The 26,264-nt window shown below is 72.6% G+C and carries 23 protein-coding genes; 6 read left to right on the forward strand and 17 right to left on the reverse strand.

Annotated elements, in window-relative coordinates; translation table 11 throughout:
• Positions 1-250: 250 nt before the first annotated feature.
• Positions 251-796, reverse strand: a complete 546-nt coding sequence (locus O7611_RS23955; protein WP_269697620.1) for a TIGR00730 family Rossman fold protein — start codon at positions 794-796, stop codon at positions 251-253.
• Positions 797-799: 3 nt separating this feature from the next.
• Positions 800-1,663 (reverse strand): TIGR00730 family Rossman fold protein, encoded by an 864-nt coding sequence (locus O7611_RS23960; protein WP_442929394.1) that lies wholly within the window; start codon positions 1,661-1,663, stop codon positions 800-802.
• Positions 1,664-1,836: 173 nt separating this feature from the next.
• Here O7611_RS23960 and O7611_RS23965 point away from each other — a divergent pair, with 173 nt between their 5' ends.
• Complete coding sequence (locus tag O7611_RS23965; RefSeq protein ID WP_013288426.1) at positions 1,837-1,998, forward strand: hypothetical protein; 162 nt, start codon at positions 1,837-1,839, stop codon at positions 1,996-1,998.
• A 50-nt stretch (positions 1,999-2,048) separates the two neighbouring features.
• Here O7611_RS23965 and dapE read toward each other — a convergent pair whose 3' ends face one another.
• Positions 2,049-3,122, reverse strand: coding sequence for a succinyl-diaminopimelate desuccinylase (gene dapE / locus O7611_RS23970; RefSeq protein WP_269697622.1), 1,074 nt, complete (start codon positions 3,120-3,122; stop codon positions 2,049-2,051).
• 103 nt (positions 3,123-3,225) lie between these two features.
• Between dapE and dapD the strand changes: the two genes are divergently transcribed.
• Positions 3,226-4,185, forward strand: a complete 960-nt coding sequence (gene dapD / locus O7611_RS23975) for a 2,3,4,5-tetrahydropyridine-2,6-dicarboxylate N-succinyltransferase (protein ID WP_194800455.1) — start codon at positions 3,226-3,228, stop codon at positions 4,183-4,185.
• Between the two features lie 51 nt (positions 4,186-4,236).
• On the opposite strand, the gene O7611_RS23980 is transcribed toward dapD, so the two are convergent.
• The gene (locus tag O7611_RS23980) at positions 4,237-7,587 is read right to left on the reverse strand and encodes a S8 family serine peptidase (RefSeq protein ID WP_269697623.1); all 3,351 of its coding nucleotides are present in this window, start codon (positions 7,585-7,587) and stop codon (positions 4,237-4,239) included.
• A 140-nt stretch (positions 7,588-7,727) separates the two neighbouring features.
• Between O7611_RS23980 and O7611_RS23985 the strand changes: the two genes are divergently transcribed.
• Together O7611_RS23985 and O7611_RS23990 are read left to right on the forward strand one after the other, a co-directional pair.
• Entirely contained in the window at positions 7,728-8,294 is a 567-nt protein-coding gene (locus O7611_RS23985; RefSeq protein WP_269697624.1) for a sugar O-acetyltransferase, read from the forward strand.
• An 83-nt stretch (positions 8,295-8,377) separates the two neighbouring features.
• Positions 8,378-10,963: a hypothetical protein gene (locus tag O7611_RS23990; RefSeq protein ID WP_194800452.1), complete on the forward strand. Its 2,586-nt coding sequence runs from the start codon at positions 8,378-8,380 to the stop codon at positions 10,961-10,963.
• 33 nt (positions 10,964-10,996) lie between these two features.
• On the opposite strand, the gene O7611_RS23995 is transcribed toward O7611_RS23990, so the two are convergent.
• The 5 genes from O7611_RS23995 to fdxA are packed head-to-tail and all read right to left on the reverse strand — an operon-like array spanning position 10,997 to position 14,743.
• Positions 10,997-11,644 (reverse strand): nucleoside/nucleotide kinase family protein, encoded by a 648-nt coding sequence (locus O7611_RS23995; protein WP_194800451.1) that lies wholly within the window; start codon positions 11,642-11,644, stop codon positions 10,997-10,999.
• Positions 11,644-12,288: an SIMPL domain-containing protein gene (locus tag O7611_RS24000; protein ID WP_194800450.1), complete on the reverse strand. Its 645-nt coding sequence runs from the start codon at positions 12,286-12,288 to the stop codon at positions 11,644-11,646. Before O7611_RS24000 ends, O7611_RS23995 begins: the two co-directional genes overlap by 1 nt.
• Before the next feature lie 4 nt (positions 12,289-12,292).
• Positions 12,293-13,309 (reverse strand): prephenate dehydrogenase, encoded by a 1,017-nt coding sequence (locus tag O7611_RS24005; protein ID WP_194800449.1) that lies wholly within the window; start codon positions 13,307-13,309, stop codon positions 12,293-12,295.
• Between the two features lies 1 nt (position 13,310).
• Complete coding sequence (gene dapC / locus O7611_RS24010) at positions 13,311-14,420, reverse strand: succinyldiaminopimelate transaminase (protein WP_269698159.1); 1,110 nt, start codon at positions 14,418-14,420, stop codon at positions 13,311-13,313.
• Positions 14,417-14,743 (reverse strand): ferredoxin, encoded by a 327-nt coding sequence (fdxA, locus tag O7611_RS24015; protein WP_007464872.1) that lies wholly within the window; start codon positions 14,741-14,743, stop codon positions 14,417-14,419. The genes dapC and fdxA overlap by 4 nt, the downstream gene beginning before the upstream one ends.
• A 79-nt stretch (positions 14,744-14,822) precedes the next feature.
• On the opposite strand from fdxA, the gene O7611_RS24020 reads away from it, so the two are divergent.
• Positions 14,823-15,794 carry a GNAT family N-acetyltransferase gene (locus tag O7611_RS24020; RefSeq protein ID WP_269697625.1) on the forward strand — a complete coding sequence of 324 codons (972 nt, stop codon included), beginning with the start codon at positions 14,823-14,825 and terminating at the stop codon, positions 15,792-15,794.
• Between the two features lie 12 nt (positions 15,795-15,806).
• Here O7611_RS24020 and O7611_RS24025 read toward each other — a convergent pair whose 3' ends face one another.
• The 3 genes from O7611_RS24025 to mshB form a co-directional block, all read right to left on the reverse strand.
• Positions 15,807-16,271: a hypothetical protein gene (locus O7611_RS24025; RefSeq protein WP_194800447.1), complete on the reverse strand. Its 465-nt coding sequence runs from the start codon at positions 16,269-16,271 to the stop codon at positions 15,807-15,809.
• 86 nt (positions 16,272-16,357) lie between these two features.
• Positions 16,358-16,831, reverse strand: a complete 474-nt coding sequence (locus tag O7611_RS24030; RefSeq protein WP_410054927.1) for a hypothetical protein — start codon at positions 16,829-16,831, stop codon at positions 16,358-16,360.
• Between the two features lie 17 nt (positions 16,832-16,848).
• Entirely contained in the window at positions 16,849-17,772 is a 924-nt protein-coding gene (gene mshB, locus O7611_RS24035; protein WP_194800445.1) for an N-acetyl-1-D-myo-inositol-2-amino-2-deoxy-alpha-D-glucopyranoside deacetylase, read from the reverse strand.
• 85 nt (positions 17,773-17,857) lie between these two features.
• On the opposite strand from mshB, the gene O7611_RS24040 reads away from it, so the two are divergent.
• Positions 17,858-20,002 carry a prolyl oligopeptidase family serine peptidase gene (locus tag O7611_RS24040; protein WP_269697626.1) on the forward strand — a complete coding sequence of 715 codons (2,145 nt, stop codon included), beginning with the start codon at positions 17,858-17,860 and terminating at the stop codon, positions 20,000-20,002.
• A 46-nt stretch (positions 20,003-20,048) separates the two neighbouring features.
• On the opposite strand, the gene O7611_RS24045 is transcribed toward O7611_RS24040, so the two are convergent.
• From O7611_RS24045 to O7611_RS24065, 5 genes are all read right to left on the reverse strand, one after another.
• The gene (locus O7611_RS24045; RefSeq protein ID WP_194800443.1) at positions 20,049-21,791 is read right to left on the reverse strand and encodes an ABC transporter substrate-binding protein; all 1,743 of its coding nucleotides are present in this window, start codon (positions 21,789-21,791) and stop codon (positions 20,049-20,051) included.
• A gap of 108 nt (positions 21,792-21,899) precedes the next feature.
• A complete protein-coding gene (locus tag O7611_RS24050) occupies positions 21,900-22,886 on the reverse strand; it encodes an ABC transporter permease (protein WP_013288442.1) in 987 nt (328 codons plus the stop codon).
• A gap of 11 nt (positions 22,887-22,897) precedes the next feature.
• Positions 22,898-23,905 (reverse strand): ABC transporter permease, encoded by a 1,008-nt coding sequence (locus tag O7611_RS24055; RefSeq protein WP_269697627.1) that lies wholly within the window; start codon positions 23,903-23,905, stop codon positions 22,898-22,900.
• Entirely contained in the window at positions 23,902-24,924 is a 1,023-nt protein-coding gene (locus O7611_RS24060; RefSeq protein ID WP_269697628.1) for an ABC transporter ATP-binding protein, read from the reverse strand. Before O7611_RS24060 ends, O7611_RS24055 begins: the two co-directional genes overlap by 4 nt.
• Positions 24,921-26,024 carry an ABC transporter ATP-binding protein gene (locus O7611_RS24065; protein ID WP_269697629.1) on the reverse strand — a complete coding sequence of 368 codons (1,104 nt, stop codon included), beginning with the start codon at positions 26,022-26,024 and terminating at the stop codon, positions 24,921-24,923. Before O7611_RS24065 ends, O7611_RS24060 begins: the two co-directional genes overlap by 4 nt.
• Between the last annotated feature and the right edge of the window lie 240 nt (positions 26,025-26,264).

The following is a 26,264-nucleotide window of genomic DNA, read 5'->3' on the forward strand; positions in this document are numbered from 1 at the left end:
CTCCAACAAACGACACACCCCCACGCCCGACCCCAGGCGTCCGCGCCACCTCGGCGAAGTGGGGGCATCCCACCCCTAGATCAACACCATTACGGCGAGGTGGCCACATCCCACCGGCCCGGACACCACCACCTCCCCGAAATGGTGTCGATCAAGCTCTCCGGGAAGTGGTGTCGATCAAGCCCCCAAGCGGTGTCGATCAAGCCCGCCGAGACGGTGGTGAACAAGGACGGGCCGACCCGGGCGCGCGTCAGGTGAGGCGGGCGTCGATCAGGTCGAGCGCGGCGGGGACGCTGTCGGCCACCATCAACAGGTCCAGCGCTGCCGGCTTGAGGAACCGCTGTTCGCCGAGCCCGCGGATCCAGTCGAGCAGCGGCCGGTAGAAGCCGTCCACGTCGACGATCACCATCGGCTTGGCGTGCAGGGCCAGGGTGGCGGTGGTCCAGACCTCGAACAGCTCGTCGAGCGTGCCGAGGCCGCCGGGCAGCGCCACGAACGCGTCGGACTTCTCGTCCATCAGCGTCTTGCGGCTGGCCAGGCTGTCGGTCACCAGCAGCTCGTCGGAGTCCAGGTCGGCGACCTCCAGGTCGACCAGGGACTGCGGGATGACGCCGATGGTGCGACCGCCGGCCGCCCGCGCGCCCTGCACCACGGCGCCCATCATCCCGACACAGCCGCCGCCGCTGACCAGCGTGTGGCCGCGCCGGGCCAGTTCCTCACCGGTCTCGGTGGCGAGCGCCAGCCAGCGGGCGTCGAGAGTGCGGGAGGACGCGCAGAAGACACAGACGTTGGCCACGGGTCAGCTCCGTCCCGCCGGGCCCTCGGGGGCGGCCTCGGCGGCGGCTCGCTGGTCGGCGGCCACCCGGGCGACCGCCTCCTCGCGGACCGCCTCCTGCTCGGCGGAGAGCACCGCCTCGGCCTCGACGATGTGCCGGACCGCCTCGTTGACGTCGTCGGTGAGGCGGATCAGATCGAGGTCGGACGGGCCGATCTTGCCCTCGGTGGCCATGGTGGCGCGCAGCCAGTCGAGCAGCCCGCGCCAGTAGTCGGTGCCCATCAGCACGACCGGGAAGCGGGTCACCTTGCCGGTCTGCACCAGCGTGAGCGCCTCGAACAGCTCGTCCAGGGTGCCGAAGCCGCCGGGGAGCACCACGAACGCCTGGGCGTACTTGACGAACATCGTCTTGCGGGCGAAGAAGTAGCGGAAGTCGATGGCCAGGTCGACCCAGTCGTTGAGGCCCTGCTCGAACGGCAGCTCGATGCCGAGCCCGACGGAGAGGCCGCCGGCCTCACCGGCACCCCGGTTGGCGGCCTCCATCACGCCGGGACCGCCGCCGGTGATCACCGCGTACCCGGCCCGGGCGAGTGCGCCGCCCAGTTCCTCGGCCATCCGGCACTCCGGGCTGTCCGGCTTGCTGCGGGCGGAGCCGAAGACGCTCACCGCCGGGGGCAGGTCGGCGAGGGTGTCGAAGCCCTCGACGAACTCGGAGAGGATCCGCAGCGCGCGCCAGGCGTCCTTGGTCTTCCAGTCGCTGCGTCCCCGGGAGTCGAGCAGCCGCTGATCGGCCGTACTCGTCGGAATCGCCCGGTTGCGCAGCGTAACCGCACCGCGGTGCCGTTCTCCCCGGTTCCGCTCCTCCCGTCGGCCGTCCCCGGCCGACATTCCCCTGCTCTCGCCCATGGAGTCACCGTAGTGGAGCGGCTCCGGCCCGGCGCGAAGGCCCGGGAGCCGGAGAAATCTTTGGGATCCGGGCAACTAATTCGGTCGCACGTACGTCTTACTATTCACATACCCGGTATACCCCGGGCGACGCGCCTTCGGGGGAGGAGCCAGCGTTGATCAGTAACAGCGAGATGATCCGGATCCGCCGTCAGATGCAGCGGCGGATCCGTGACGTGGTGGCCGAGCGCCGCCGCGCCCGGATGATGGAGACCCACCGGTCCGACCTGACCGGCGAGACCGGCGAGGCGGAAGCACCCCTGACGACGACCGTCTGACGATCACCGGGGCCCGCGCGGCGGGCGCGGGCCCCGGTGACCGCCGCGCGTCAGGCCGGGGCCAGCCAGCGGTGCAGCGTCGCCGCGCCGTCCCGGATCTTGGTCAGTTCGACGTGCTCGTCCTTGTGGTGCGCCAGGTTCGGGTCGCCGGGGCCGAAGTTCAGCGCCGGGATGCCCATGGCCGCGAACCGCGCCACGTCCGTCCAGCCCAGCTTTCCGATCGGCGCGGCACCGACGGCCGCCAGGAACTCCTGCGCCGCCGGGCTCTCCAGCCCGGGCGGGGCGCCGGCCGCCGCGTCGGTGACCTCCAGCTCGAAGCCGGCGAAGACCTCGCGCAGGTGCGCCTCGGCGCCCGCCGGGTCGCGGTCCGGGGCGTACCGGTAGTTGATCTCGATCTCGCAGCGGTCGGGGATGACGTTGCCGGCCACCCCGCCGGTGATCCGTACCGCGTTGAGGCCCTCGCGGTAGTCGCAGCCCTCGATCGTCACCCGGCGGGCCTCGTACGTGGTCAGCCGCCGCAGCACCTCGCTCGCGCCGTGGATGGCGTTCACCCCGTGCCAGGAGCGCGCCGCGTGGGCCCGCTCGCCGTGCGTGGTGACCACCGCCCGCATGGTGCCCTGGCAGCCCGCCTCGACGATCCCGTACGTCGGCTCCAGCAGCACCGCGAAGTCGGCCTCCAGCCACTCGGGGTGGCTCTGCGCGACCAGGGTCAGGCCGTTGTACTTCGACTCGATCTCCTCGGCCTCGTAGAAGAAGTACGTGACGTCGTAGCGCGGGTCGGGCAGCGTCACCGCCAGGTGCAGCGCGAACGCCACCCCGGACTTCATGTCGGAGGTGCCGCAGCCGTACATCAGGTCGCCGCGCATGGTCGAGGGGAAGTTGCCGTTGAGCGGAACGGTGTCCAGGTGGCCGGCGAGCACCACGCGCTGCGCCCGGCCCAGGTCGGTACGGGCCATCACGGTGTTCGAGTGCCGGTAGGTGGTCAGGTGCGGCACACCGCGCAGCACCTCCTCCACGCAGTCGGCGACGGCCTTCTCGTTGAGGGATACCGACTCGATGTCGACCAGGGCGCGGGTCAGCGCCACCGGATCGGCCAGGACCTCGGGGGTCAACGGGTTCTGCATGTCTCGCACGGTACCGTCATCCTCGGTGGGCGCGAGGGACACGTGCCGCGCCCCCGGCCGCGAGGAGCGGCGGACGCCGCCGCCGGAGCAGAGAGGTGTCACCGTGACGTCCGCACCATCCGCCTGGGGTATCGGCCTGGCCACCGTCACCGCGCAGGACCAGGTGCTCGACACCTGGTACCCGACCGGCAAGCTGGGCCTGGGCGAGCTGCCGCTGGTGCCCGGCGAGGACCGGGCCGACGTGCTCGACCTGCCGCCGGGCGCGATCGGCGAGCGGGCGCTGCCCGGGTTGCGCACTGTCGAGGTGACCACGCTGATCGGCTCGCTGGACGACCCGATCAAGGACGCCGCCGACGCGTACCTTCGGTTGCACCTGCTCTCCCACCGCCTGGTACGGCCGAACGAGCTGAACCTCGACGGCATCTTCGGCAAGCTGGCGAACGTGGCCTGGACGTCGGCCGGGCCGTGCCCGCCGGAGCGGGTGGACGAGCTGCGCGTCATCGAGCGGGCCGCCGGCCGCCACCTGTCCGTGTACGGGGTGGACAAGTTCCCCCGGATGACCGACTACGTGGTGCCGTCCGGGGTGCGGATCGCGGACGCGGACCGGGTCCGGCTGGGCGCGTACCTGTCCTCCGGCACCACTGTGATGCACGAGGGCTTCGTCAACTTCAACGCGGGCACGCTGGGCACCTCGATGGTCGAGGGCCGGATCGTGCAGGGCGTGGTGGTCGGCGACGGCTCCGACATCGGCGGTGGCGCCTCGATCATGGGCACGCTCTCCGGCGGCGGCACGGAGAAGGTGCGCATCGGTGAGCGGAGCCTGGTCGGCGCGAACGCCGGTGTCGGCATCACGCTCGGCGACGACTGCGTGGTGGAGGCCGGCTGCTACATCACCGCCGCCTCGAAGATCACCCTGCCGGACGGCCGGACGGTCAAGGCCCGCGAGCTGTCCGGCGTCGACGGGCTGCTGTTCTGGCGCAACTCGGTGACCGGCGCGCTGGAGGCGAAGCCCCGCACCGGCCAGGGCATCACGCTCAACGCGGCGCTGCACGCCAACGACTGAGCCGTACCCCCGTCCGGGTCCGCGCTCACCGCGCGGACCCGGACGGCCGGCTCACCGCAGGCGGTACGCCTGGATGATCCGCTGGGTCACGGTGTTGCCGGCGTCGTCACGGGCGGTGGCCCGCAGCGACGCGTACCCGGGGCCGGCCGGGTGCCGGACGGTGGCCGTCCACGCCCCGCCCTGCTTCTTCAGTGCCGCCTTCTGCCAGGTCTTCCCACCGTCGTAGGAGACGTCGACGGTGAGCGCCACGACCCGGCCGGACGGCGCGCCGGGCTGACGCTGCACGGTCACCGGCACGGTGAACGTCCGGCCCGCCGGGGCGGAGCTGTCCACCGCCAGCGGCGGGGTGAACCGGACCGCCGTGGCCGGCAGCCGGGCCGGCACGTCACCCGGTACCCGCTTGGAGCGGAACGTCCAGCTCGCCGAGACCTCGGTGCTCAGGTCGGTGAAGCCGCGCGTCGCGGTGGTCTCCACCCGGTAGTTCGCCGTTCCCGGCGGCACTGTGAACTCGCCGTACCCCGGGTAGGGCGACTCGTCGACCAGCTTGCCGTTGCGGTAGAGCCGGGTGTGCTCGGTGTCGTTCAGCGAACCGCCCGGGTGCCCGGCCGCGTCGCTGTGCACCGGCAGCGAGACGACGAGGGTGTCGCCGGTCCGCGTGATGCCCTGCTCCGGCCACTGCGGCTGCGGGAACGACGGGCCGAACGGGGCCTTGTTCCACTCGTCCCGGTAGGTGTGCCCGGCCCGGTAGCGGGTCGGCACTCGTTCCAGCGCCGCCCGCGGCTCCAGCCAGCCCTCCTCGGAGCGCTCACCGAAGGCCAGCTCGGCGCTCCAGCGGGTCCGGGTGACGCTGAGGTGGTCGATCCGCTTGCCCGGCACCTGTACCGGCAGGACGATCGCCGAGCCGCCCATGTTGTAGTCGCGCTCCGCGTAGACGACCAGTTCGTTCTCCATCCCGGCGTAGCCGGCGGCGAACCGGTTCGTGACGGCGGCCAGGTCGGCCGGCCGGTAGTGCCGGACGAAGCCGGTCGGGAACCGGCCCGGGAACAGGTCGTTCAGGCCGTAGAAGTACGGACTGCGCTCCGGCGCGGTCGGCTCGGCCCACTGGCTGGCGAGCGCGCCGACGAAGACCTTGTCGGAGACGGTGCGGCCGATCTGGGCCGAGTAGAGGCCCTCGAACCGGTCGGTCCACAGCCCGAAGCTGTTGTAGTAGTCGCCGAATCCCCAGGCCGCGGTGAGGTCGATCAGCAGTGGTGCCGCGCCGCGCTGCGGCACCGTGGTGCGGATCGGCTTCGCCCGCCGAGCGTCCAGCGTGAGCCGCTGGTTCCCGGCCACCACCAGTTCCGGCTGGGCCAGGAAGGAGACCTCCGACCAGCCCTGGTCACCGTCGACGAAGATCAGGCTGTGCGCGCCGTACCGGCCCTTCGGCACCCGGATCCGGGTCTCGCCGCCGGCGCCGTAGACGTCCCGGTAGCTGCCGTCGTCGAGCCCGAGCAGAACCGTGTAGTAGCCGTCGGTCAGGGCACCGGAGCGGTTGCGGTGGGTCACGGTCAGGTCGTAGCTCTCCACCTCGCGGTCGACCGCGAGCGGGGTCACCACCACCGCGTCGCCGGCGCGGGCGAGCAGGCGGCCGGTCCAGTAGCCGTCGGCGCCGCCGAGCCGGGTGTCGATCACCACTGTCGCCTGGGCGCTGCCGCCCGCGGGAACGGTGAGCCGGGAGGTGCTGAGGGTCAGCATGCCGGCCGGCGCGGTCCGCCCGCCCGGCCCGGTGAACCGGGTGCTCAGGTCGAGCGTGAGCGGGGCGGTCCCGCCGTTGCGGTAGGTGACCGTCCGGCTGATCGGCTTGTCGTCGGTGTGCGGCCAGGCCGCCACACCGAACGAGACGGAGGCCGGTTCGCTCGTCACCTGCTGGGTCATCGCCCGGGCGACGTCGACCCGGCCCGCGCCCTGCTGGAACGCGGTCTGCTCCGGGTGCGGCTTCGCCGAGGCCATCAGCGTCGCCTTGTAGCGCTCGGGCGTCCAGCCGGGGTGCTGCTGGGCGAGCAGCGCGACCGCGCCGGCCACGTGCGGGGCGGCCATCGACGTGCCGGACAGCGAGGCGTACCGGTCCCCCACCGGGTCGCCGATCTGGCCGTTCGCGGCCCGCGCGGCCACGATCTCCACACCCGGCGCGGTGATGTCCGGCTTGATCGCCCCGTCGCCCACCCGGGGACCACGGCTGGAGAAGTCGGCGAGCGCGTCGTCCCGGTCCACCGCGCCGACCGCGAGCGCGGCGTCGGCGGTGGCCGGCGAGCCGACCGAACCGTCGACGCCGTCGTTGCCGGCCGAGATCACGAACAGCGTCCCGTGCTGCTCGGTCAGCGTCCCGACCGCCTCCTCCAGCGGGTCCACGTCCGGGGTGTCGCCGCCGCTGAGGCTCATGTTGACCACTGTGGCGTGCTGCTCGGCCGCGGCCCACTGCATGCCGGCCAGGATGGCCGACTCGGTGCAGCCGTAGACCTCGCAGACCTTGCCGGACAGCAGCGTGGCGTCGGGCGCCACGCCCCGGTACTTCCCGCCCGAGGCGGCGCCGCTGCCGGCGATGGTGGAGGCCACGTGCGTGCCGTGCCCGACGATGTCGTCCGGGTCCGCCTCCTCGGTGAAGTTGCGCGACTCGGCGACCTTGCCGGCCAGGTCCGGGTGGCTGAGGTCGACGCCGGTGTCGAGCACCGCCACACGCACGCCCTTACCGGTCCAGCCGGCCGCCCACGCGGTCGGCGCGCCGATCTGCGGCACGCTGTGGTCGAGTGTCAGCCGCCGCCGGCCGTCCAGCCAGATCCGGTCGACACCCCCCGCCGCGTCGAGCCGGGCACCGGAGCGGTCGGCGCTCACCTCCTTCCAGAGCGCGCCGGTGTCACCCTTGTCGGCGACGACGGCCGCGCCGGCGATCGCCGGCAGGTCGCGGGTCACTCGCGCGCCCGCGAGCGGGGCCGCCGTCCGCCGGGCCACCCCCGGCCGGTACGTCACGAGCAGCGGTACGCTGCCGCGCCGCGCGTCGTCGTACCCGGCCTCGATCAGCCCGCTCACGTCGAACAGGCGCCGGTCGAGCTTGCCGGCGCGGACCAGCGGGAGCGCGTCCTGCGGCATCACGGTGAGCCGGTCGCGCTCCCGTCCGACCAGGAACTGGATGCCGGCGCGGCCGGCGCCGGGGCGTACCGCGGCACGGCCGCCGGAGGCGACGGTGACCCGGTCGCCGGTGATCAGGGTGACGGTGACCGGTTGGACGCCGGCCGGGGCGGACGGCCCGGTCCGGGCGGACGGGCCGGTCGGCGCGGTGGGCGCGGCGGCCAGCGCGGGCACCGGCAGGCCGAGCGCCAGCGTCAGGCCGAGGCCGAACGCCGTCAGCTTTCTGCGGTTCCGGAGCAACCTTCCTCCTTCGTCGAACGTTTCATCGATGGGAGACACATCGATGCGGGTATCAGAATTACATACCGCGTATGTATCGGGAAGTCGCCGATCCGACGGAACCGCCACCACCCACCGGAGCGGGCCGGGACGATCGGGCGATGACCTCCATGAAGGACCGGATGCTGGCCGGCGAGCAGTACATCGCCGACGATCCCGCGATCATCGCCGATCTGGAGCGGGCGGCCCGGCTCGGCGAACGCTTCAACCGCAGCTCCGCCGACGATCCGGCGGGACGCCTCGCCGCGCTGCGCGAACTGCTCGGCTCGCTGGGCGAGGACGCCTGGGTCCGGCCGCCGCTGTACTGCGACTACGGACACCAGACGCACATCGGCGCGCGGACGTTCGTCAACTTCAACGCGGTGTTCCTCGACGTCGCCCGCATCACCATCGGTGCGGACGTCCAGATCGGACCGAACGTGCAACTGCTCACCGCCACCCACCCGGTGGAACCGGAGGCGCGCCGGGCCAAGTGGGAGTCCGCAAAACCGATCACCATCGGTGACAACGTCTGGCTCGGCGGCGGGGTGATCGTGCTGGCCGGAGTGACCATCGGCGAGAACACGGTGGTCGGCGCCGGCGCGGTGGTGACGCGCGACCTACCGGCGAACGTGGTGGCGGTGGGTAACCCTGCTCGCCCGATCAGGAGCCTGAGCAATCCGTCCTGAGCTGGGGAAACAACCGTTCCAGCGGATGCGGATTCCCGTCCTCTCACGCACTCTGGGTAGTAGTGCGTTTACCGGGAGGCACGATGGAACGGGTCCTCGAACTGCGGGTGCACGGGGTCTCCAACACCCCGCCGGATCAGCTGCTCGGCCTGACCGCGGGCGCCAACGGTGACGGTGCGCAACCAATGCTTGTCGCCGGCGGTCAGACCACCGGCTTCTACCGGTCCAGCGCGGCGGGCCGGGACGACCCGATCACCGTCGAGGCGTACAGCTGGGGCCAGTTGACCTCCGGCGCGCGGACCCGGCGGGACGTGGAACGGGCGCTGTGGACACTGATGCTCCCGTTCGCGCTGGCGAACGTCGCGCTGCACGCCCGCGCCGGCATCCCGCCCGACCCGGACCAGGAACGCTGGGCCAGCCGGTCCGGCATCACCGCCTGGCTCATCCGCCTGTTCTGCCTGAGCCTGACCTGCACGCTCGTCGTCACGGTGACCGGTGTGGGCGTGGACCTCATCGCCTGGCAGTGCGTCGAGGCGGACTGCCTCGGCAAGATACCCGGGCCGTGGGAGTTCCTCGGCGCCCCCTGGTGGCGCGAGGGCACCCGGACGCTCGCGCTCGGGCTGCTGCTGCCACTGCTCGTGCTGGCCGGGATCGGGCTCGTCGCCTTCCGCACCTACCAGTACGAGGCGCAGATGCCCGCGGACCCGCACCACCACGGGGCGGCCCGGGAGGACGGCGAACCGGACAGCCGGCCGGACCCGCGTGAACCGCCACGGAACCCGCTCCAGGACCCGACGTTCTGGAACGGGGAGGGGCAACTGCGCCGGGCCGCCGTGCTGCACCTGTGCACCGGGGCGGTCAGCGCCGCCGCCGTACCGGTCGCCGCAGTGATGATCATGGACCCGCCGCGAGGCGTACGGGCCGCCGTCGCCTGGCCCACAGTGGCGCTGCTCGCCGCCGTGGTGATGATCGCCGTGGTAGCTGTCGCCCGGCCGTGGCTGAGCCGGCGGCAGGGCGCCACCCCGCTCGGCCGGTGGAGCGCGGCGGTCGTGGCGCTCACCGCGCTCGGACTGATCGGGGCGTTCACCCTGCTGCTGCTCCCCGACGGGGCGGCCGGGCAGCCGTTGTCGGCGTACCGGCCGCCGGACGGGTGCACGGCGCAGCCGGTCACCGCCGGCTGCCGCACCGACAGGTCACTGCCCGGGTACGACACGGCAGTCGCGTGGCTGCTCGCGTACCAGGTGCTGTTGCTGCTCGCCATCGCCGCGGCGAACCGCTCCGGCCGACGGGCGCTGATCGGCCCCGTCGCCGGGATGGTGCTGCTGCCGGTCGGCGCGACCTGGATCGAACGCGGGCTGCCCGTGCTGCCCGCCGCACCGGGCGAGTTGCGCACCTGGATGCTCGTCGGTCCGGCCGTCGCGCTGGCCGCCGCCGGACTGTTCCTGCCCCGCCTGCGACCGCCGGTGCCGACCCAGCCACTCGGCGCGTACACCGATCTCGCCTGGCGCGGCTGCGCCCCGGCGGTCATCGCCGGGTTCGGCTGGATGATGGCGGTGGCGTACTGCGCCGGGCTGCTCTACTGGGTCAGCGACCGGCTCGACGCGTCGGCCGAGCCGAGCGGCCCGAGCCGGGTCGTGCCGCCGCTGGCCGTCTTCTGGGCCGGGCTGGCCTGCGCGATCGGCCTGGCCGCGCTGATCGGACTGCTGATCCGGGCCGTCGTCATGCTGCACCGGCTGCGCCGGGTCGAGTACGCGCGGCTGGCCGCCACCCCCGGCCTGTCCGCACACGACCTGCGGCGCTGCCGCGACGTCAGCACCTACCGGGCGCTGCACCGCCTGATCGGCGAGCACGCGGTACGGCTGCTGGGCTGTTACGCCGCGTTCTGCGCCGCCCTGGTCACCCTCTGCTGCGCCGCCGCGCTGTCCGGCGAGCGGCCCAGCCCGCTGTCCCCGTCCGGCTGGCAGACCGCCATCCACTGGACCGCCGAGCGCGGCGACGCCCTCCTCGGCTGGCTGCCGGTGGTGATGGCGGCGCTCGGGCTGCTCGTCTACCGCACCGACTCGGTACGCCGCTCGGTCGGCGTGATCTGGGACGTGTGCACGTTCTGGCCCCGGGCCGCGCATCCGCTCGCACCCCCCAGCTACGCCGAACGCGCCGTACCGGAACTCCAGACCCGGGTGGCGGGCCTGCTGGCGCTACCGCCGCACCACGCCGACCGGATGGACGGCGTCGTCCTCTCCGGGCACAGCCAGGGCACCGTCATCTGCGCCGCGGTGCTGCTGCAACTGCCCCGGCGGTGGCGGCTACGGACCTGGTTCTTCTCCTACGGCTGCCAGCTCACCCGGCTCTACGGGCGGGTCTTCCCGTCCTACTTCGGGCCGGAACGGCTGCGGGCGCTGGCCGGCGCGCTCACCTGGCCCGGCGGGCACGTGGCCTGGACGAACTTCTGGCGGGACACCGACCCGCTGGGCTGGCAGGTCAGCGCCGGTCAGCGAGACGTGCCGGTGGCCGACCCGGAGGCGCTGCACCCGTCCGGCGGCGAGGTGGCCGACCCGCCCATCCGTAGCCACAGCGGTTATCCGGAGTCGGTGGAGTTCACCCGCGAGCGGGCGGTGGTGGCGCGGCTGCTGCGCCGCACCGTGCCGTCGCCACGCCAGCGGACCGGCTGACCGTGCACCACTGCGGCGGCGGGCCGGCCGACGTCACGCCTGCGGCGGTTCGGCCAGGCGTACCACCAGGTCGGCGTGCCCGGCCGTGCCGGCGACCCGCCGGGCGTTCTCCTCGTCGCTGCCGAGCGCCCAGGCGCGGGCCTGCTCCGGCGACTTCCCGTACGCCTCATGGCGCGCGGTGAGCCGGCGCAGCCGCAACTCCGCGTCCAGATCCAGGAACCAGATCTGGTGTACGAGGGTGCGTACCTCCTCCCACGGGTCGTCCCGCAGCAGCAGGTAGTTGCCCTCGGTGACCACCAGGCGCACCTCAGGCGGCACCTCGATCGCCCCGGCGACCGGCTCCTCCAGGTCCCGGCGGAACTCCGGCGCCCACACCGACGTCGGTTCCAGCCGGCGCAACCGGCGCAGCACGGACACGAAGCCGTTGACGTCGAACGTGTCCGGCGCGCCCTTGCGCCCCGCCCGCCCCAGCCGAGCCAGCGCGGACCCGGCCAGGTGGAAGCCGTCCATCGGGACCAGCCGGGCGACCGGGCCGAGCGCGGCCACGATCCCTTCCGCCAGGGTGGACTTGCCCGCCCCGGGTGCCCCGGCGATGCCGAGCAGCTGACGTGGGCCGGTCTCGGCCAGCGCCCGCGCTCGGGCGACCAGCTCGTCGAGCGGCAGCACCTCCGCCGGTGGCATCAGCCCAGCACCGGCTCGCTGATGGTGAACCGCGCCTCGACCGCCGCCTGCACCGGCTGCGGCGCCGGGTCCAGTTCCAGTTCGCGCTCCGGCTCGCCGGAGCGCGAGTAGGCCGCCCCGACCATCATCATCGGCGGCCCGGCGCTCATCCCGGTGTCGGACAGCTCGCGCAACGCGATCACCCGGGCGCCGAGCGCCTCAGCGTACTCCCGGGCCCGGACCAGCGCGTCGGCGATCGCGGCCTGCCGCGCCTCCCGGTAGGCCGGGCTGTCCGGCCGCAGCGACCACACCGGCCCGGCCACCTCCACCTGCTCCTGGTCGGCCAGGCGGAGCATCAGCTCGCCGAGCGCAGTGAAGTCGGTGGTCGTCACTGTGGTGCTCACGTTGCCCTGGTAGGCCACCACCCGGTCGCCGGAGCGCTTCGTCACCGGCCGGACGTGGACCTGGCCGGTCTCCCGGCGCTCCACAGCCGGCTCGGCCGCGTCGAGCAGCGCGCGCACCGCGGCGGCCCGTTCGGCCAGCCGGGTCAGCGTGGTCTCCCGGTCCCGGTCCCGCGCCGTCGCCGTCACGGTGAACCGGGCCAGCTCGGGAGCCACCTCCCGGTACGCCTCACCGCGTACCGCCACGACCGGTGCGTCAGCCATGCCCTCAGCCTAACGGCGGGGTGGCCGGCAGGTGCCCCGTGTAGGTGACCGAGCCGGCCGTCTCCCGTACCCCGCTCAGGTGACCGCCCGCCGCGCCCAGCTCCCGCAGGTACGCCAGCTCGCCCGCGTGGTCGGCGGCGGCCGGGAACTCCCGCCGGTGCGTGCTGAACGTACGCGCCCGCAGGGTCGCGCGGACGTCTCGCCCCTCGGCGAACCGGTCCGCCAGCGCACCCGCGTCGCCACCGCGCAGCGCCTCGGTCAGCTCGCTCAGGAACGCGCCGAGCGCGTCCAGTTCGGCGAGGACGCGGTCCCGGTTGCCGAGCAGCATGTTCGCGGTCCGTTCGGGTGGCCCGCCGGCGACCCGGGTGCCGTCGGAGAAGCTGCCGGCGGCGAGCGTCAGCACCGCGTCCCGCAACGCCGACCGGTGCACGGTGCCGGCCAGCGCTCCCGCCAGCACGTGCGGTACGTGCGAGGCGAGCGCGGCGGCGCCGTCGTGTTCCGGGGCGGACATCGGCACCACCCGGGCGTGGAAGACGTCCACCAGCAGCACCGCCAGCCGCCGGAACGCGCCCAGGCCGGCCGGCCCCGGGCAGAGCACCCAGGCTGCGCCGTCGAGCAGGTCCGGGCCGGCGGCGCCCGCTCCGGCCCGGTCCGCGCCGGCCATCGGGTGCCCCGGCACGACCCGGTGCCCGAGCCCTTGCACGGTGGCGGCGGTGCTCACCTCGGCCTTGACGCTGCCCACGTCCGTAAGCACGCAGTCGTCGTCGGTCACGGCCGCGACCCGGGCCAGTGTCGCCGGCAGCGTGGGCAGCGGGCCGCAGAGGAACACCACGTCCCGGCCGGTGACCGCCTCTTCGACCGTGTCGGGCGCGTCGATGCCCCGGTCGCGTACCAGCCGGCGGGCCGCCGGATCGGGATCCCAACCGGCGACGTCCAGCCCGGCGGCGTGCAGCCGCAGCAGCACCGAACCGCCGATCAGCCCGGTACCGACCACCGCCGCCCGCGCCAGCCCGCCCGCCACGTCAGGCCTCGGCGAGCCGCCCGGCCACCGCGTCCACGTGCTCGTCGGACTCGGTGAGGGCCACCCGGACGTGCCGGGCACCGGCCGGGCCATAGAAGACACCGGCGGCCACCAGGATGCCCCGGCGGGCCAGCCAGTCCACTGTCTCCCAGCAGTCCTCGTCCCGGGTGAGCCAGAGGTAGAGCCCGGCCTCCGAGTGCTCGACGGTGAAGCCGGCGGCGGTGAACGCCGCACGCAGCTTCTCCCGCCGGACGCGGTAGCGCTCCCGCTGGGCGTCGGCGTGCTCCTGGTCGCCGAGCGCGGCCACCATCGCGGCCTGCACCGGCGCCGGTACGATCAGACCCGCGTGCTTGCGGATCTTGAGCAGCTCAGCCACCAGCGCCGGGTCACCGGCGACGAACCCGGCCCGGTAGCCGGCCAGGTTGGAGCGCTTGGACAGCGAGTGCACCGCCAGCACGCCGTCGTACGAGCCGCCGCACACCTGCGGCGAGAGCACCGAGACGGGCTCGGCGTCCCAGCCCAGCGGCAGGTAGCACTCGTCGCTGGCGACCACCGCGCCGCGCTCTCGCGCCCACTCGACCACCTTGCGCAGGTGGGCGGCGGGCAGCACCCGGCCGGTCGGGTTACCGGGCGAGTTGACCCAGACCAGGCGGACCCGGGGATCCGGGCCCAGCGCGGTCAGCGAGTCGGTGCGTACCGTCGTCGCGCCGGCCAGGCGGGCCCCGTCCTCGTAGGTCGGGTAGGCCACCGACGGCACCACCACCACGTCACCGGGGCCGAGCCCGAGCAGCGTGGGCAGCCAGGCCACCAGCTCCTTGGAGCCGATCGTCGGCAGCACACCCAGGCCGTCGACGCCCGCGCCGCAGGCCCGCGCGACCCACGCCGCGATCGCGTCCCGCAGGGCGGGCGTACCGGCGGTCAGCGGGTAGCCCGGCGCGTTCGACGCGTCGGCCAGGGCCTGGCGGATCAGCTCCGGCACCGGGTCGACCGGCGTGCCCATCGACAGGTTGATGAGACCGCCCGGGTGCGCCGCGGCCGTGGCGGCCGCGGCGTCCAGGGTGTCCCAGGTGAAGTCGGGCAGCCGTGCCGAGACCGGCGAGCGCCGGTTCAGTGGCCCTCGCCGCGCGGCGGCTGCGCGGCGACGAAGGTGGCGTCCTTCTCCACCTTGCCGATCTTCGAGGCGCCACCGGGCGAGCCCAGGTCCTCGAAGAACTCGTAGTTGGCCCCGGTGTAGTCCTTCCACTGCTCCGGGACGTCGTCCTCGTAGAAGATCGCTTCCACCGGGCAGACCGGCTCACAGGCACCACAGTCGACGCACTCGTCGGGGTGGATGTAGAGCATCCGGTTGCCCTCGTAGATGCAGTCGACCGGGCACTCCTCGATGCATGCCTTGTCGAGCACATCCACGCACGGCTCGGCGATGATGTAGGTCACCGGTCTTCTCCTCCGCAAGACTCGTCGCGATCAACCGCAACGGTAAGAGCCTAGTATCTCGCCGGGGAGGGGGTCGATCGTGCTCCGACAGCAGGACGTGGGACACCGGATCGTGGTCCGCCGGATTGTGGGGATTCGCGAGGGCCGCACGCTGTTCTCCGACGCGCTCGGCGAGCTCGTGGAGCTGAGCGAGACCCACATCACTCTGTCCACCGACGCCGGGCCACTGCGCGTACCGGTGGCCGAGGTGCACCGGGCCAAGCGGGTGCCGCCGGCCCGGCGGCCCACCGCCGCCGCCGTGGTCGCGCTGGAACTGGCCGCCGACGAGGCGTGGCCCGCGCCGGTACGCGGACGGCTCGGCGACTGGCGGCTGCGCTGGGCCGACGGCTGGACCGGCCGGGCCAACAGCGCGCTGCCGGTGGGCGACCCGGACCGGCCGCTGCCCGCCGCGCTGGACGCGGTGCAGCGCTGGTACGCCGAGCGCGGCGGGCCCGCCCTGGTGAACACTCCGCTGCCGCTCGCCGCCCCGGTCGGGGCGGAGCTGGACGCGCGCGGCTGGACGTCCCGGCCGCCGGTGCTGGTGCAGACCGTCCCGCTGCGCACCCTGACCGCTGCCCCGCTGCCGGGCGACGCCTCGGCCGGCGCGCCGCCGGTGACGCTGGCGGACGCGCCCGCCGACGACTGGCTGGCGATCGCCGCCGGCCGCAAGGGCGGGCTGCCGGACGCCGCCCGGCAGGTGCTCACCGGGACGCCCCGGGTCCGCTTCGCCGAACTGCGCGAGGACGGCCGACTGCTCGCGGTCGGGCGGGGCACGGTGACCGGCGAGGGCCGCTGGCTCGGCGTCAGCCTGCTGGAGACGGTGCCGCAGGCGCGCCGCCGAGGGCTCGCCGCCGCTGTCGTACGGGCCCTGGCCGGGTGGGGCGCCGCCGAGGGCGCCACCCACGCGTTCCTCCAGGTCGAGCAGAGCAACACCGGCGCCGTGGCGCTCTACCGGGGGCTCGGCTTCACCACCCACCACACCTACCTGACCCGGGTCGCCCCGGCGGCCTGACCGGCGGAGCGGTCAGCGCCGGACGATCTTGCGAGGCCGGGTGCGCTTCATCTCGGCGTACCGCTTGAGCTGGCGGGACCGGTAGTCCCGGCCCAGCGCGGTCAGGATCAGGTAGCCGACGAGCACGCCCGCCGCGGTCGCAGCGAGATAGAGCCAGATCTGCGCGAAGAACAGGCCCGCGCCGCCGCCGAACGGGTTCTCCCCGACCAGCAGCGGACCGACGAACACGGTGAGCGCCAGCGCGACCGCGACCGCGGCGGCCAGGTCACCGGCCCAGCGGCTCAGCGGCCGGTCGGCGCCCCACCGGAACGCGGTGCCGGCCAGGATCAGCCCGATGACCAGGAACATGGCGAGCGAGACGCGGCCGGACGCGGTGTCGTCGTCCGGGAACGCGAATCTGATGACCAGCCGGGCCACCACGTTCACCCCGAACAACGCGGCCGCCAGCACGCCTACCGCACGCCACCGCTGACCCATCGCACGCCTCCCGCCGTACCGCCCGCTCCCTCGGCGGGCCTCTTGGCTGGAATGTCTACCACCGCGAGCTGTGCGGCGTCAGCACCTCACCGTGCGTCGGGCGGCGTCACCAGGTGCCGGAAGCCCAGCACCGCGAACGTGACCGCGCCGGCCACGATCAGCGCGAGCCCGAGCACGTTGTCACCGGCGAGCGCCAGATCGCCCTCGACGGTCCGGAAACCCCCCACCACGATCACCAGGAACCACGGCAGCGCGCCGAGCGCCACCGCCCAGCGTGTACCCGTCGACAGGTGGGCGAACCGGCCCAGCAGCACCGTCGTCGCCACCACGGCGACGACGCCGGCGGTCACCAGGCCGATACCGAGAAGCGCCCGCAGCCCGCCGGAGCGGCCCTGCACGGTCTCCCAGGCCCACGTCGCGAAGATCAGGTCGAGCAGCGCCAGCAGGACGCCGGCCCAGACCGTCACGACGCCGCCGGCCACCCGCAGCGCGCGGTCGAGCACCCGCTCCGCCGGGCTCGGCGTCGCGGCCGTCGGCGGCTGCTCGGGGAGTGTCGACACGGGTACGGCCGGCAGCGTCACCGGAGACCGGCCGCCGCGACCGGGGACCGCCGCGGGTCGTCCAGGGCGATCCCGGCGAAGAGGTCGTCCTCCCAGCCGTACGGGCCGGTGCCCGGCCCCTTCTCGCCGACCGCGAGCGTGAAGTACTCGACGCCCATGAACTCGCCGCCGAAGTTGCCGGCGATCGAGTAGAGCCACGAGTTCGCCGGGATCTGGGTGGCGTGGGCGCGCATCGCCGCCTCCTTGGCGGCGTGCTGGTCGGTGCCGTCGATCCGGGCGGCGATCTCCGCATCAGGCGTGCCGAACGGAAGCTCGTCGGCGCTCTCGATGCCCGCGAACGGGTTGTCCGAGGACTCGGTGAACGTCTCCAGGCCCGCGTCGAGCACGCTGCGCGGCATCGCCGTCCAGTAGACCTTCGCCGGGGCGATCCCCTCGGCCGCGGCCAGTTCCACCGCCCGCATCGCCACCCGGTGCGCCTGGATGTGGTCCGGGTGGCCGTAGAAGCCGTCCGGGTCGTACGTGACGAGCACCTGCGGGCGGACCTCGCGGATGACCTCCACCAGGTATCCGGCGGCGACGTCCAGGTCGGCCTGCCAGAACGCCCGCGGGTGCTCGTTCGTGGCCAGGCCCATCATGCCGGAGTCGCGGTAGCGGCCCGCGCCGCCGAGGAACCGGTGGTCGGTCACGCCGAGCGCGGCACAGGCGGCCGCCAGCTCGCCGATCCGGTAGCCGCCGAGCTGGTCCGCCTCGGCCGCGCAGAGCTGGGCCAGCGCCGGGACGTGGATCTCGCCCTCCTCGCCCAGCGTGCAGGTCACGAGCGTGACGTGGGCGCCGGTGGCGGCGTAGTGCGCCATCGTCGCGCCGGTCCCGATCGACTCGTCGTCCGGATGCGCGTGGACCAGCAGAAGGCGTCGGTCGGGCAGCGTCGTCACGCCCGTCACTCTAACCGGCGGTCCTGCCCGCTCGACGGTGATGCGTCCGCCCAGGTCGGCCACATCACCTCCGGCGCCCGCCTACGCTGCAGGCGTGGACTTTCCCGAGCTGGCCGCCCGTACCCGTCGGTTCAGCCACGGGGCGCCGCGTGCCGTCACCGTCGCGGGCGACGGCGCCCGGGTGATCTTCCTGCGTTCCGCGGGACCGGAGGACCCGGCCGACGCGCTCTGGCTGCTCGACGTCGACAGCGGCGAGGAACGACTGGTGGCGGACCCGGCGGTGCTGCTGGGCACCGACGCCGAGCCGGCCCGCCTCGCCCCCGGCGAACGGGCGCTGCGCGAACGGTTGCGGCTCAGCTCCGGCGGCATCGGCTCGTACGCGCTGGACTCGGCCGGCCGGGTCGCCGCGTTCGCGCTGGCCGGGCGGCTGTTCCGGGCCGACCTGGTGCACGGCGACGTGATCGAGGTGGCGGCGATCGGGCCGGTGATCGACCCGCGCCCCGACCCGGCCGGTGAGCGGCTCGCGTACGTCACCGACGCCACCGAGGGGGTGCGCCGGGGCCAGTTGCGGGTGGTCGAGCCGGACGGCACGGACAACCTGCTCGCCGGCGAGGACCACGGCGTCACCTGGGGGCTGGCCGAACACATCGCGGCCGAGGAGTTCCACCGCTACCGGGGCTACTGGTGGGCGCCGGACGGGCGCAGCGTGCTGGCCGCCCGGGTCGACGAGTCCCGCCTGGAACGCTGGTACCTGCACGACCCGGCCGACCCGGCGACCCCGCCGACGTCGCTCGCGTACCCGGTGGCGGGTGGGCCGAACGCGGAGGTGAGCCTGCACCTGCTCGACCTCGACGGCGGCTGGGTCGACGTGCACTGGGACCGCGAGACCTATCCGTACCTGAGTTCGGTGGACTGGACCGAGGGCGGCCCGCTGATCACCGTGCTGCGGCGCTCGCAGCAGCACGGCCTGGTGCTCGCGGTGGACCCGCGCACCGGGGAGACGCAGGTGCACGCCGAACTGGCCGACCCGCGCTGGGTGGAGCCGATCCCCGGCACCCCGGCGCACCTGCCCGACGGACGGGTGCTGGTCGGCGGCGAGCTGGCCCACGACGGGTACGACGCCCGCTGCCTGTTCGCCGACGGCACCCTGCTCACCCCGCCGTCGCTGTACGTGCGGCGGGTGGTCGGACGGCTGCCGAACGGCCCGAACGCGGCGGCGGACCTGCTGGTGGAGGCGAGCGAGGGCGAACCGAGCCAGCGCCACCTCTACCGGGTGCGGACCACCATCGGCGGCGGCATGGACGCCCGCCGGATGGGCAGCGACCCCGGCTGGCACACCGCCTCGATCGGCGGGTCCACGCTGGCGGTGGGCATCGCGTCGCTGGAGCACGCCGGGGTCCGCTGGCGGGTATGGCACGGCGACCGCGAGGTGGGCGAGTTGCGCTCGTTCGCCGCCACCTGCTCGTACGCGCCGCGGCCGACGATGGTCCGGGTGACCGACAGGCGGCTGCCCAGCGCGGTGCTCTACCCGGCCGAGCACGTCAAGGGCACCCGGCTGCCGGTGCTGCTGGACATCTACGGCGGGCCCGGCCACCAGGAGGTGGTGGCGGCGCGCGGTGTCTGGCTGGAGCGGCAGTGGTGGGCCGAGCAGGGTTTCGCGGTGGTCACCATCGACAACCGGGGTACGCCGGGCATCGCGCCGTCGTTCGAGAAGGCGATCCACAGGCGGGTCGCCGACGTGATCCTCACCGACCAGGTGGACGCGCTCACCGCGCTCGCCGACAAGCACCCGGATCTGGACCTGGAACGCGTGGCGGTGCGCGGCTGGTCGTTCGGCGGCTGGCTGGCCGGGCTCGCGGTGCTGCGGCACCCGGAGCTGTTCAAGTGCGCGATCGTCGGCGCGCCGGTCACCGACTGGGCGCTGTACGACACCGCGTACAGCGAGCGCTACCTGGGCATGCCGGACGACGGGATGGACGTGTACGCCCACCACTCGCTGGTCGAGCTGGCCGCCGAGCCGCTCGGCGACCCGACGCAGGCCCGGCCGATGCTGCTGGTGCACGGCCTGGCCGATGACAACGTGCTCGCCGCGCACACGCTGCGGTTGTCGGCGGCGCTGCTGGCGACGGGCCGCCCGCACGCGGTGCTGCCGCTCACCGGCGCGAGTCACCTGGCCGCCGGCGGCGTGTCCGAGCGCCTGCTCCGGCTGGAGCTGGACTTCCTCCGCCGCTACCTGTGAGGAAGGGCCCCTCGACGAGGGGCCCTTCCGCCGACCACAGGTGTGGCTACTGCTTGACGTACGCGTTGACGAAGTTCGGGTAGCCGAACACGGAGGAGATGAACACCCCGCCCGCCTTCGACCCGTGCACGTTGTACGCCACGTCCACGTAGAGCGGCACCACCGGCGCGTGCTCCTTCATGATCCGCTCGTCGAGCTTGCCCCACTCCGGGCCCTGCTCGGACGGCGGCAGCGCCAGGATCCGGTCCATCTCGGCGTTGATCGCGTCGTCGTTGAAGTACGACTGGTTGCTGTTGCCCTCGGCCTTGATGGTCCGGCCGTCGTAGAGCACCGGCAGGATCGACGCGCCGCTGGGCCAGTCCGCCGCCCAGTTGCCGATGTACAGGTCCCAGGGGTTGTTCTTCTTCTTGACCTCGTCCAGCTTCGCGTCGTCCGGGATGTTCCGGACGGTGATCTTGAAGCCGGCGCGCTCCAGGTTGCCCTTGAGCTGGACCGCCTCCGCCTGCTCGGTGGTGTTGTCGGCAACGCCGAGGACCAGCTCCGGCGTCTGGCCGCCGAGCAGCTCCTTGGCCTTCTCCACGTTGCCGTTGGCGCCGGCCGGGTACGCGTCGTACGCCTTGTAGCCGATTGTCGACGGCGGCATCAGCGTGGTGATCGGCTGCGCGACGGTCTGGCCGCCGAGCGCCTTGACCAGGCCCTCGCGGTCGATCGCGTAGTTGAGCGCCTGGCGGATCTTCAGGTCCTTGACCCGCTGGGTGTTGATCACGAGCTGGTTGGCGCTCGGGGTCGGGGACAGCAGCGTGCGGGACTTCAGCGCCGGGTCACCGGCCACCTTCGCCACGAGCGAGGCCGGCACCGAGTTGAACGCCAGCGCGCTCTGGTCGGCGCCGTTGTCCGCGATCACCCGGTTGTTGGCGGCGTCGGCGGTCGGTCCGAAGCTCCACACGAACTGGTCCGGGTACTGGTGCCGCACCGGGTCGGTCTTGGCGTCCCAGTTCGGGTTGCGGTCGAGCGTGAGCTGGACGCCGACCTGGTTCTTGGCGATCTTGTACGGGCCGGACGAGAACGGCTTCTGATCGAGGTTGACCCCGGTGTCCTTCTCCGGCTTGAGCGGCGCCGTGGTGGGCAGCGAGACCGCGAACGGCAGGTCGCAGCGCGGCTTGGCGAACTCGAACCGCAGCGTCTTGTCGTCCGGCGTGGTCAGGCCCGGCGGCAGCGACGTCTTGTTCTTCTTGAAGTCCCACTTGGTGTCGTACTGCGCGGTGTCGGCCAGCCACTCCTGGATGTAGGTGGGGCCGCCGGTGAGGTCCGGGTCGAAGGAGCGGGCGATGCCGTACGCGATCTCCTTCGAGGTGATCGGGCTGCCGTCCTCGAACTTCACCCCGTCCTTGATGGTGAATTCCCAGACCTTGCAGTCGTTGTTGACGTTCTTGCCCGGCGTCTCGGCCAGGTCACCCACGAGGACCAGGCCACCCTTGCCGTCGTCCTTCCAGGTGGTCAGGTAGCGGGCGAAGAGCGGGTTGGCCATCAGACCGGCGAACGAGTACGTCCGCTGCGGGTCCAGGTGGGAGATGGGGGTCTCCCGGATGATGGTGAACGTCCCGCCCTTGGCCGCGCCGTCGATCTCGGCGGCCGGGCCCTGCGAGTCCTTCGGGTCGGTCGCGATGACCCCGGTCTGCTGCCGGTTGCCGTCCACAGTGGTGCCTTCGCCCGTGTTCTCCGAGCAGGCACCGAGTGCCACAACCAGTGCGATGGCGCCGCCAGCGGCGGCCGCTGCGCGTGGTCGCATGTCCTACCTCCTCCACCCGTGCGCCGAGCGCATCCGCCGACGTCCCGAGGATCGTAAAGAAGAAAAGCTACGAGTTGGATAACAGTTGTCGATAAATTTCGTCGCGGTTCAGCCGAGCCGTACCCGCGGGTCGATCACCGCGTAGAGCAGGTCCACCACCACGTTCGCCAGCACCACGAAGACCGCCGCGATCAGCACCGTCGCCATGATCGTCGGCAGGTCGCCCGAGCGGACCGCGTCGACAGCGGTACGCCCCATCCCGTTCAGACCGAATGTCGTCTCGGTGATCACCGTGCCGCCCAGCGCCCCGCCCACGTCCAGACCGGCGATCGTCACCACCGGTGTGATCGCGGCGCGCAGCGCGTGCCGGCCGTACACCTTGCGTTTGGCCAGGCCCTTCGCCCGCGCGGTCCGGACGAAGTCCTCCGACAGTGTCTCCAGCATCTGCGCCCGGGACAGTCGCGCGTAGATCGCGGAGAAGAGGAACGCCAGCGCCACCCAGGCCAGCACCAGCCCGCTCGTCCACTTCAACGGGTTGTCGAACAACGAGGTGTAGCTCGGCACCGGCAGCAGGCGCAGGTTGTAGACGAAGACGATGAGCAGCACCGCGCCGACGAAGTAGAGCTGCAACGAGGCGCCGGTGAGCGAGAAGCCGATCGCCGCCCGGTCCAGCCAGCTGCCCCGGCGCAGCGCCGAGAGCATGCCCAGGCCGACGCCGAGCAGCAGCCACAGGATGGCGGCCGGGATGACGATGCTCAGCGTCACCGGCAGCACCCGGGCGATGGTGTCCGAGACCGCCTCGTTCGACACGTACGACCAGCCGAGGCAGGGGGCGTCGCACCGACCGCCCTGGGCGCTGCCCAGGTCCCGGCCGGTGAAGATGCCCTTCATGTAGCCGGCGTACTGGCTGATCAGCGGATCGCGCAGGCCCAGCTCCTGGCGGACCCGCTCCAGTCGCTCCGGGTTGCAGTTCTTCGGGCACATGCCGGTGACCGGATCGCGGGGCAGCGCGAAGAACATCAGGAAGCTGAGCACGCTCACCGCGAACAGCGTGAGCGCGGCGGACAGCAGCCGGCGGATGAGGAATCGCGTCATGGACCGGCCTCCTACCGGGACGACTTCGGGTCGAGCGCGTCGCGCAGCGCGTCACCGAAGAGGTTGAAGGCGAACACGAGCGCGAAGATGGTGATGCCCGGGAAGAAGACGTACGCCGGGTCGGTCTGCAGGTAGTCGAGGCTGCGGTAGATCATGCGGCCGAAGCTCGGCGTCTCGTCGGTGAGGCCGACGCCGATGAACGACAACGCGGCCTCGCTGGTGATGTACTGCGGTACCGCCAGCGAGAAGGCGACCAGGATCGGTGCCCAGGCGTTCGGCAGCAGCTGGCGGAACAGCATGTGCCCGAGACCGGCGCCGCTGGCCCGCGCCGCCTCCACGAACTCGCGCTCCCGTAGCGCGATGATCTGACCCCGGACCAGCCGGGCAGTACCGGTCCAGCCGAACAGGGCGAAGATCGCGATGAGCACACCGATCTGGAAGTACGCCGGCACGGCCTCGCGCTGCCCGTAGAAGCGCAGCGCGACGGTCGGCATCAGGGCCAGCGCGATGATCAGGAACGGCATGGCCAGGGTCAGGTCGGTGATCCAGTTGATCACGGTGTCCAGCCAGCCGCCCAGGTAGCCGGCGAGCGTTCCGAGCGTCACGCCGATCACCGCGGTCAGCACGGCGGCGGCGAAGGCGATGAACAGCGATGTCCGCAGCCCGTGCACCATCCGGATGAAGATGTCCCGGCCGAGGCCGGGCTCCAGCCCGAACCAGTGCTCCCCGGTCACCCCACCGGCGTAGCCCAGCGGCATGCCGTAGCCGTCGAGGCGGTTCTGGAACTGCTCCTTCGGTCCCACCCCGTACAGCGCCTCGATGAGCGGCACGGCGAGCGCGACGAGCACGAAGAACGCCAGCAGGCCGCCGCTGATCAGCGCGGTGCGGTCCCGCTTGAGCCGCGCGAGGGCGAGCTGGCCGGGTGACCGGCCGACGAACTCCTTCTTACCGCTCTCGCCGCCCTCGCCGGGCGACTCGATCTCGGCGAGCGCGACGCCCTCGACCGGCGACAGGCTCATTGGGACACCTCCACGGGTTCGCCGGTCGGCACGCCGACCGGTCCGCTCTCCGGGTAGTGGCAGGCGGTTTGCTGTCGGCCGTCGTCCCGTGTGGTCAGCGCGGGTTCTTCGGTGGCGCACCGGTCGGTGGCTTTCCAGCAGCGGGTGCGGAAGCGGCAGCCCGACGGCGGGTTGAGTGGCGTCGGCACGTCGCCGGTGAGGCGGATGCGTCCGGCGGGCCCGAGGGTGGTGACGTCGGGGATCGCGGACAGCAGCGCCCGGGTGTAGGGGTGCTGGGGGCGGGTGTAGATGGTGTCGCGGTCGCCGATCTCGACGATCTTGCCGAGGTACATGACGGCGACGCGGTGGCAGAAGTGCCGCACCACGGCGAGGTCGTGGGCGATGAACACGAACGCCAGGTCGAGGTCGTGTTGCAGGCTGCGCAGCAGGTTGATGACCTGCGCCTGGATGGACACGTCCAGCGCCGAGACGGGTTCGTCGGCCACGATCAGTTTCGGCTTCAGGGCCAGGGCGCGGGCGATGCCGATGCGCTGGCGTTGCCCGCCGGAGAACTCGTGCGGATACCTGTTGTAGTGCTCCGGATTCAACCCGACCAGTTCCAGCAGCTCCTGGACGCGTTTCTTCACACCGCCGGGTGGGGTGATCCGGTTGACCTGCAACGGCATCGCCACGATCCGCCCCACGGTATGGCGGGGGTTCAGCGACGCGTACGGGTCCTGGAAGATGATCTGCAGATCCTGTCGCAACCCCCGCAGCTCACCACGTTTCGCGTGGGTGATGTCCCGCCCCGCGAACGCGATCGACCCAGCAGTGGGTTCGAGTAGCCGCACGAGCATCCGCCCGGTCGTGGTCTTCCCACACCCCGACTCCCCCACCAGCCCGAGCGTCTCGCCCGGCCGCACGTCGAAGTCCAGCCCGTCCACCGCCCGCACCGCACCAGTGGCGCGCAGCCCCTGCCGCACGGGGAAGTGCTTCGTCAGGCCGCGCACCGACAGCAGCGGCTCGGTCTCGGTGCTCATCGGGCCACCCCCACCTGGGCCACCTCGTCGCGGTAGATCCGCTCCCGATCCCCCGCCGACAGATGGCAGGCGACCAGGTGACCCGGCGCTCCGGCCTCCCGCAGCTCGGGCACCTCGGTACGGGACCGGTCGCCGTTCACGTCGGCCCACCGGCACCGCGGATGAAACGCACACCCCGACGGCAGATTGATCAGACTGGGCGGGTTACCCGGAATCGGCACCAGGTCCGCATCCGCGTCACCGTGCAACGACGGCACACTCGACAACAACCCCCACGTGTACGGATGCTGCGGCGCCCGCAACACCCGCTCCACACTCCCGTGCTCCACCGCCCGACCCGCATACATCACCAACACGTCATCAGCCACCTGACTGACCACACCCAGATCGTGAGTGATCAACACGATCGCCGACCGGAACTCCTCCTGCAAATCCGCCAACAGATCCAGGATCTGCGCCTGCACCGTCACATCCAACGCCGTCGTCGGCTCATCCGCGATCAACAGATCCGGATCGTTCACCAACGCCATCGCGATCATCGCCCGCTGCCGCATCCCACCCGAGAACTCATGCGGATACTGATCGAACCGCTTCGCGGGCTGCGGAATCCCCACCCGGCCCAGCATGTCCACCGCCCGGCTGCGGGCCTCACGTCGGCCGGCCCTCGGATGATGCACCCGATACGCCTCAGCGATCTGCCTACCCACCGAGTAGTACGGATGCAACGCCGACAACGGATCCTGGAAGACCATCGCCATGTCCCGGCCCCGCAGCCGCCGCACCTCCTCCTCACCCAGCCCGACGAGCTGACGCCCACCGACGGAGATCTCCCCGGAGATGGTCGTGCGCTTCGCGTTGTGCAAACCCAGAATCGCCAGCGAGGTGACGCTCTTACCGGAACCGGACTCACCCACGATCCCCAACGTGCGACCCCGCTCCACAGCGAACGACACCCCGTCCACGGCCCGCACCACACCGTCCTCGGTGTCGAACCGCACCCGCAGATCCCTGACCTGGAGATAGGGCCCGTCGCCGGAGCGCTGCTCCGGCACCTCCGGGCGGTCCGGCTCCCCGGACGGCACCGCCTCCGACCTGCCCATTGACCGCCTCCCCTTCGGTGATGAAGAGAACCTACAGGAAATCCCCAGAGGCGAAAATAAGCTACATCGAGCGGTCTGTCAGCGGTCCGAGCGTAACGACTCGGTCTCCCGTCCGCACGCCCCTCACCTGGGACATCCACAGCCGCGATTGGGCATCGCCGCCTCGTCGTCGCACCCGTCGTGCGACGATGGTCGTGGCGATCAGGGAAGGATTCTCACCAGCACGAGGTGGAGGTGACC

The sequence above is a fragment of the Micromonospora sp. WMMC273 genome (genome assembly GCF_027460285.1).
Taxonomy (GTDB): Bacteria; Actinomycetota; Actinomycetes; order Mycobacteriales; family Micromonosporaceae; genus Micromonospora; species Micromonospora aurantiaca.

Bases quoted from the DNA above. Each gene is read 5' to 3' on its own strand.
- O7611_RS23960 (WP_442929394.1), bottom strand. From the start codon at position 1,663: ATGTCGGCCGGGGACGGCCGACGGGAGGAGCGGAACCGGGGAGAACGG.
- dapE (WP_269697622.1), bottom strand. From the start codon at position 3,122: ATGCAGAACCCGTTGACCCCCGAGGTCCTGGCCGATCCGGTGGCGCTG.
- O7611_RS23985 (WP_269697624.1), top strand. From the start codon at position 7,728: ATGACCTCCATGAAGGACCGGATGCTGGCCGGCGAGCAGTACATCGCC.
- O7611_RS23990 (WP_194800452.1), top strand. From the start codon at position 8,378: ATGGAACGGGTCCTCGAACTGCGGGTGCACGGGGTCTCCAACACCCCG.
- O7611_RS23995 (WP_194800451.1), bottom strand. From the start codon at position 11,644: ATGCCACCGGCGGAGGTGCTGCCGCTCGACGAGCTGGTCGCCCGAGCG.
- O7611_RS24000 (WP_194800450.1), bottom strand. From the start codon at position 12,288: ATGGCTGACGCACCGGTCGTGGCGGTACGCGGTGAGGCGTACCGGGAG.
- O7611_RS24025 (WP_194800447.1), bottom strand. From the start codon at position 16,271: ATGGGTCAGCGGTGGCGTGCGGTAGGCGTGCTGGCGGCCGCGTTGTTC.
- O7611_RS24045 (WP_194800443.1), bottom strand. From the start codon at position 21,791: ATGCGACCACGCGCAGCGGCCGCCGCTGGCGGCGCCATCGCACTGGTT.
- O7611_RS24050 (WP_013288442.1), bottom strand. From the start codon at position 22,886: ATGACGCGATTCCTCATCCGCCGGCTGCTGTCCGCCGCGCTCACGCTG.
- O7611_RS24055 (WP_269697627.1), bottom strand. From the start codon at position 23,905: ATGAGCCTGTCGCCGGTCGAGGGCGTCGCGCTCGCCGAGATCGAGTCG.
- O7611_RS24060 (WP_269697628.1), bottom strand. From the start codon at position 24,924: ATGAGCACCGAGACCGAGCCGCTGCTGTCGGTGCGCGGCCTGACGAAG.
- O7611_RS24065 (WP_269697629.1), bottom strand. From the start codon at position 26,024: ATGGGCAGGTCGGAGGCGGTGCCGTCCGGGGAGCCGGACCGCCCGGAG.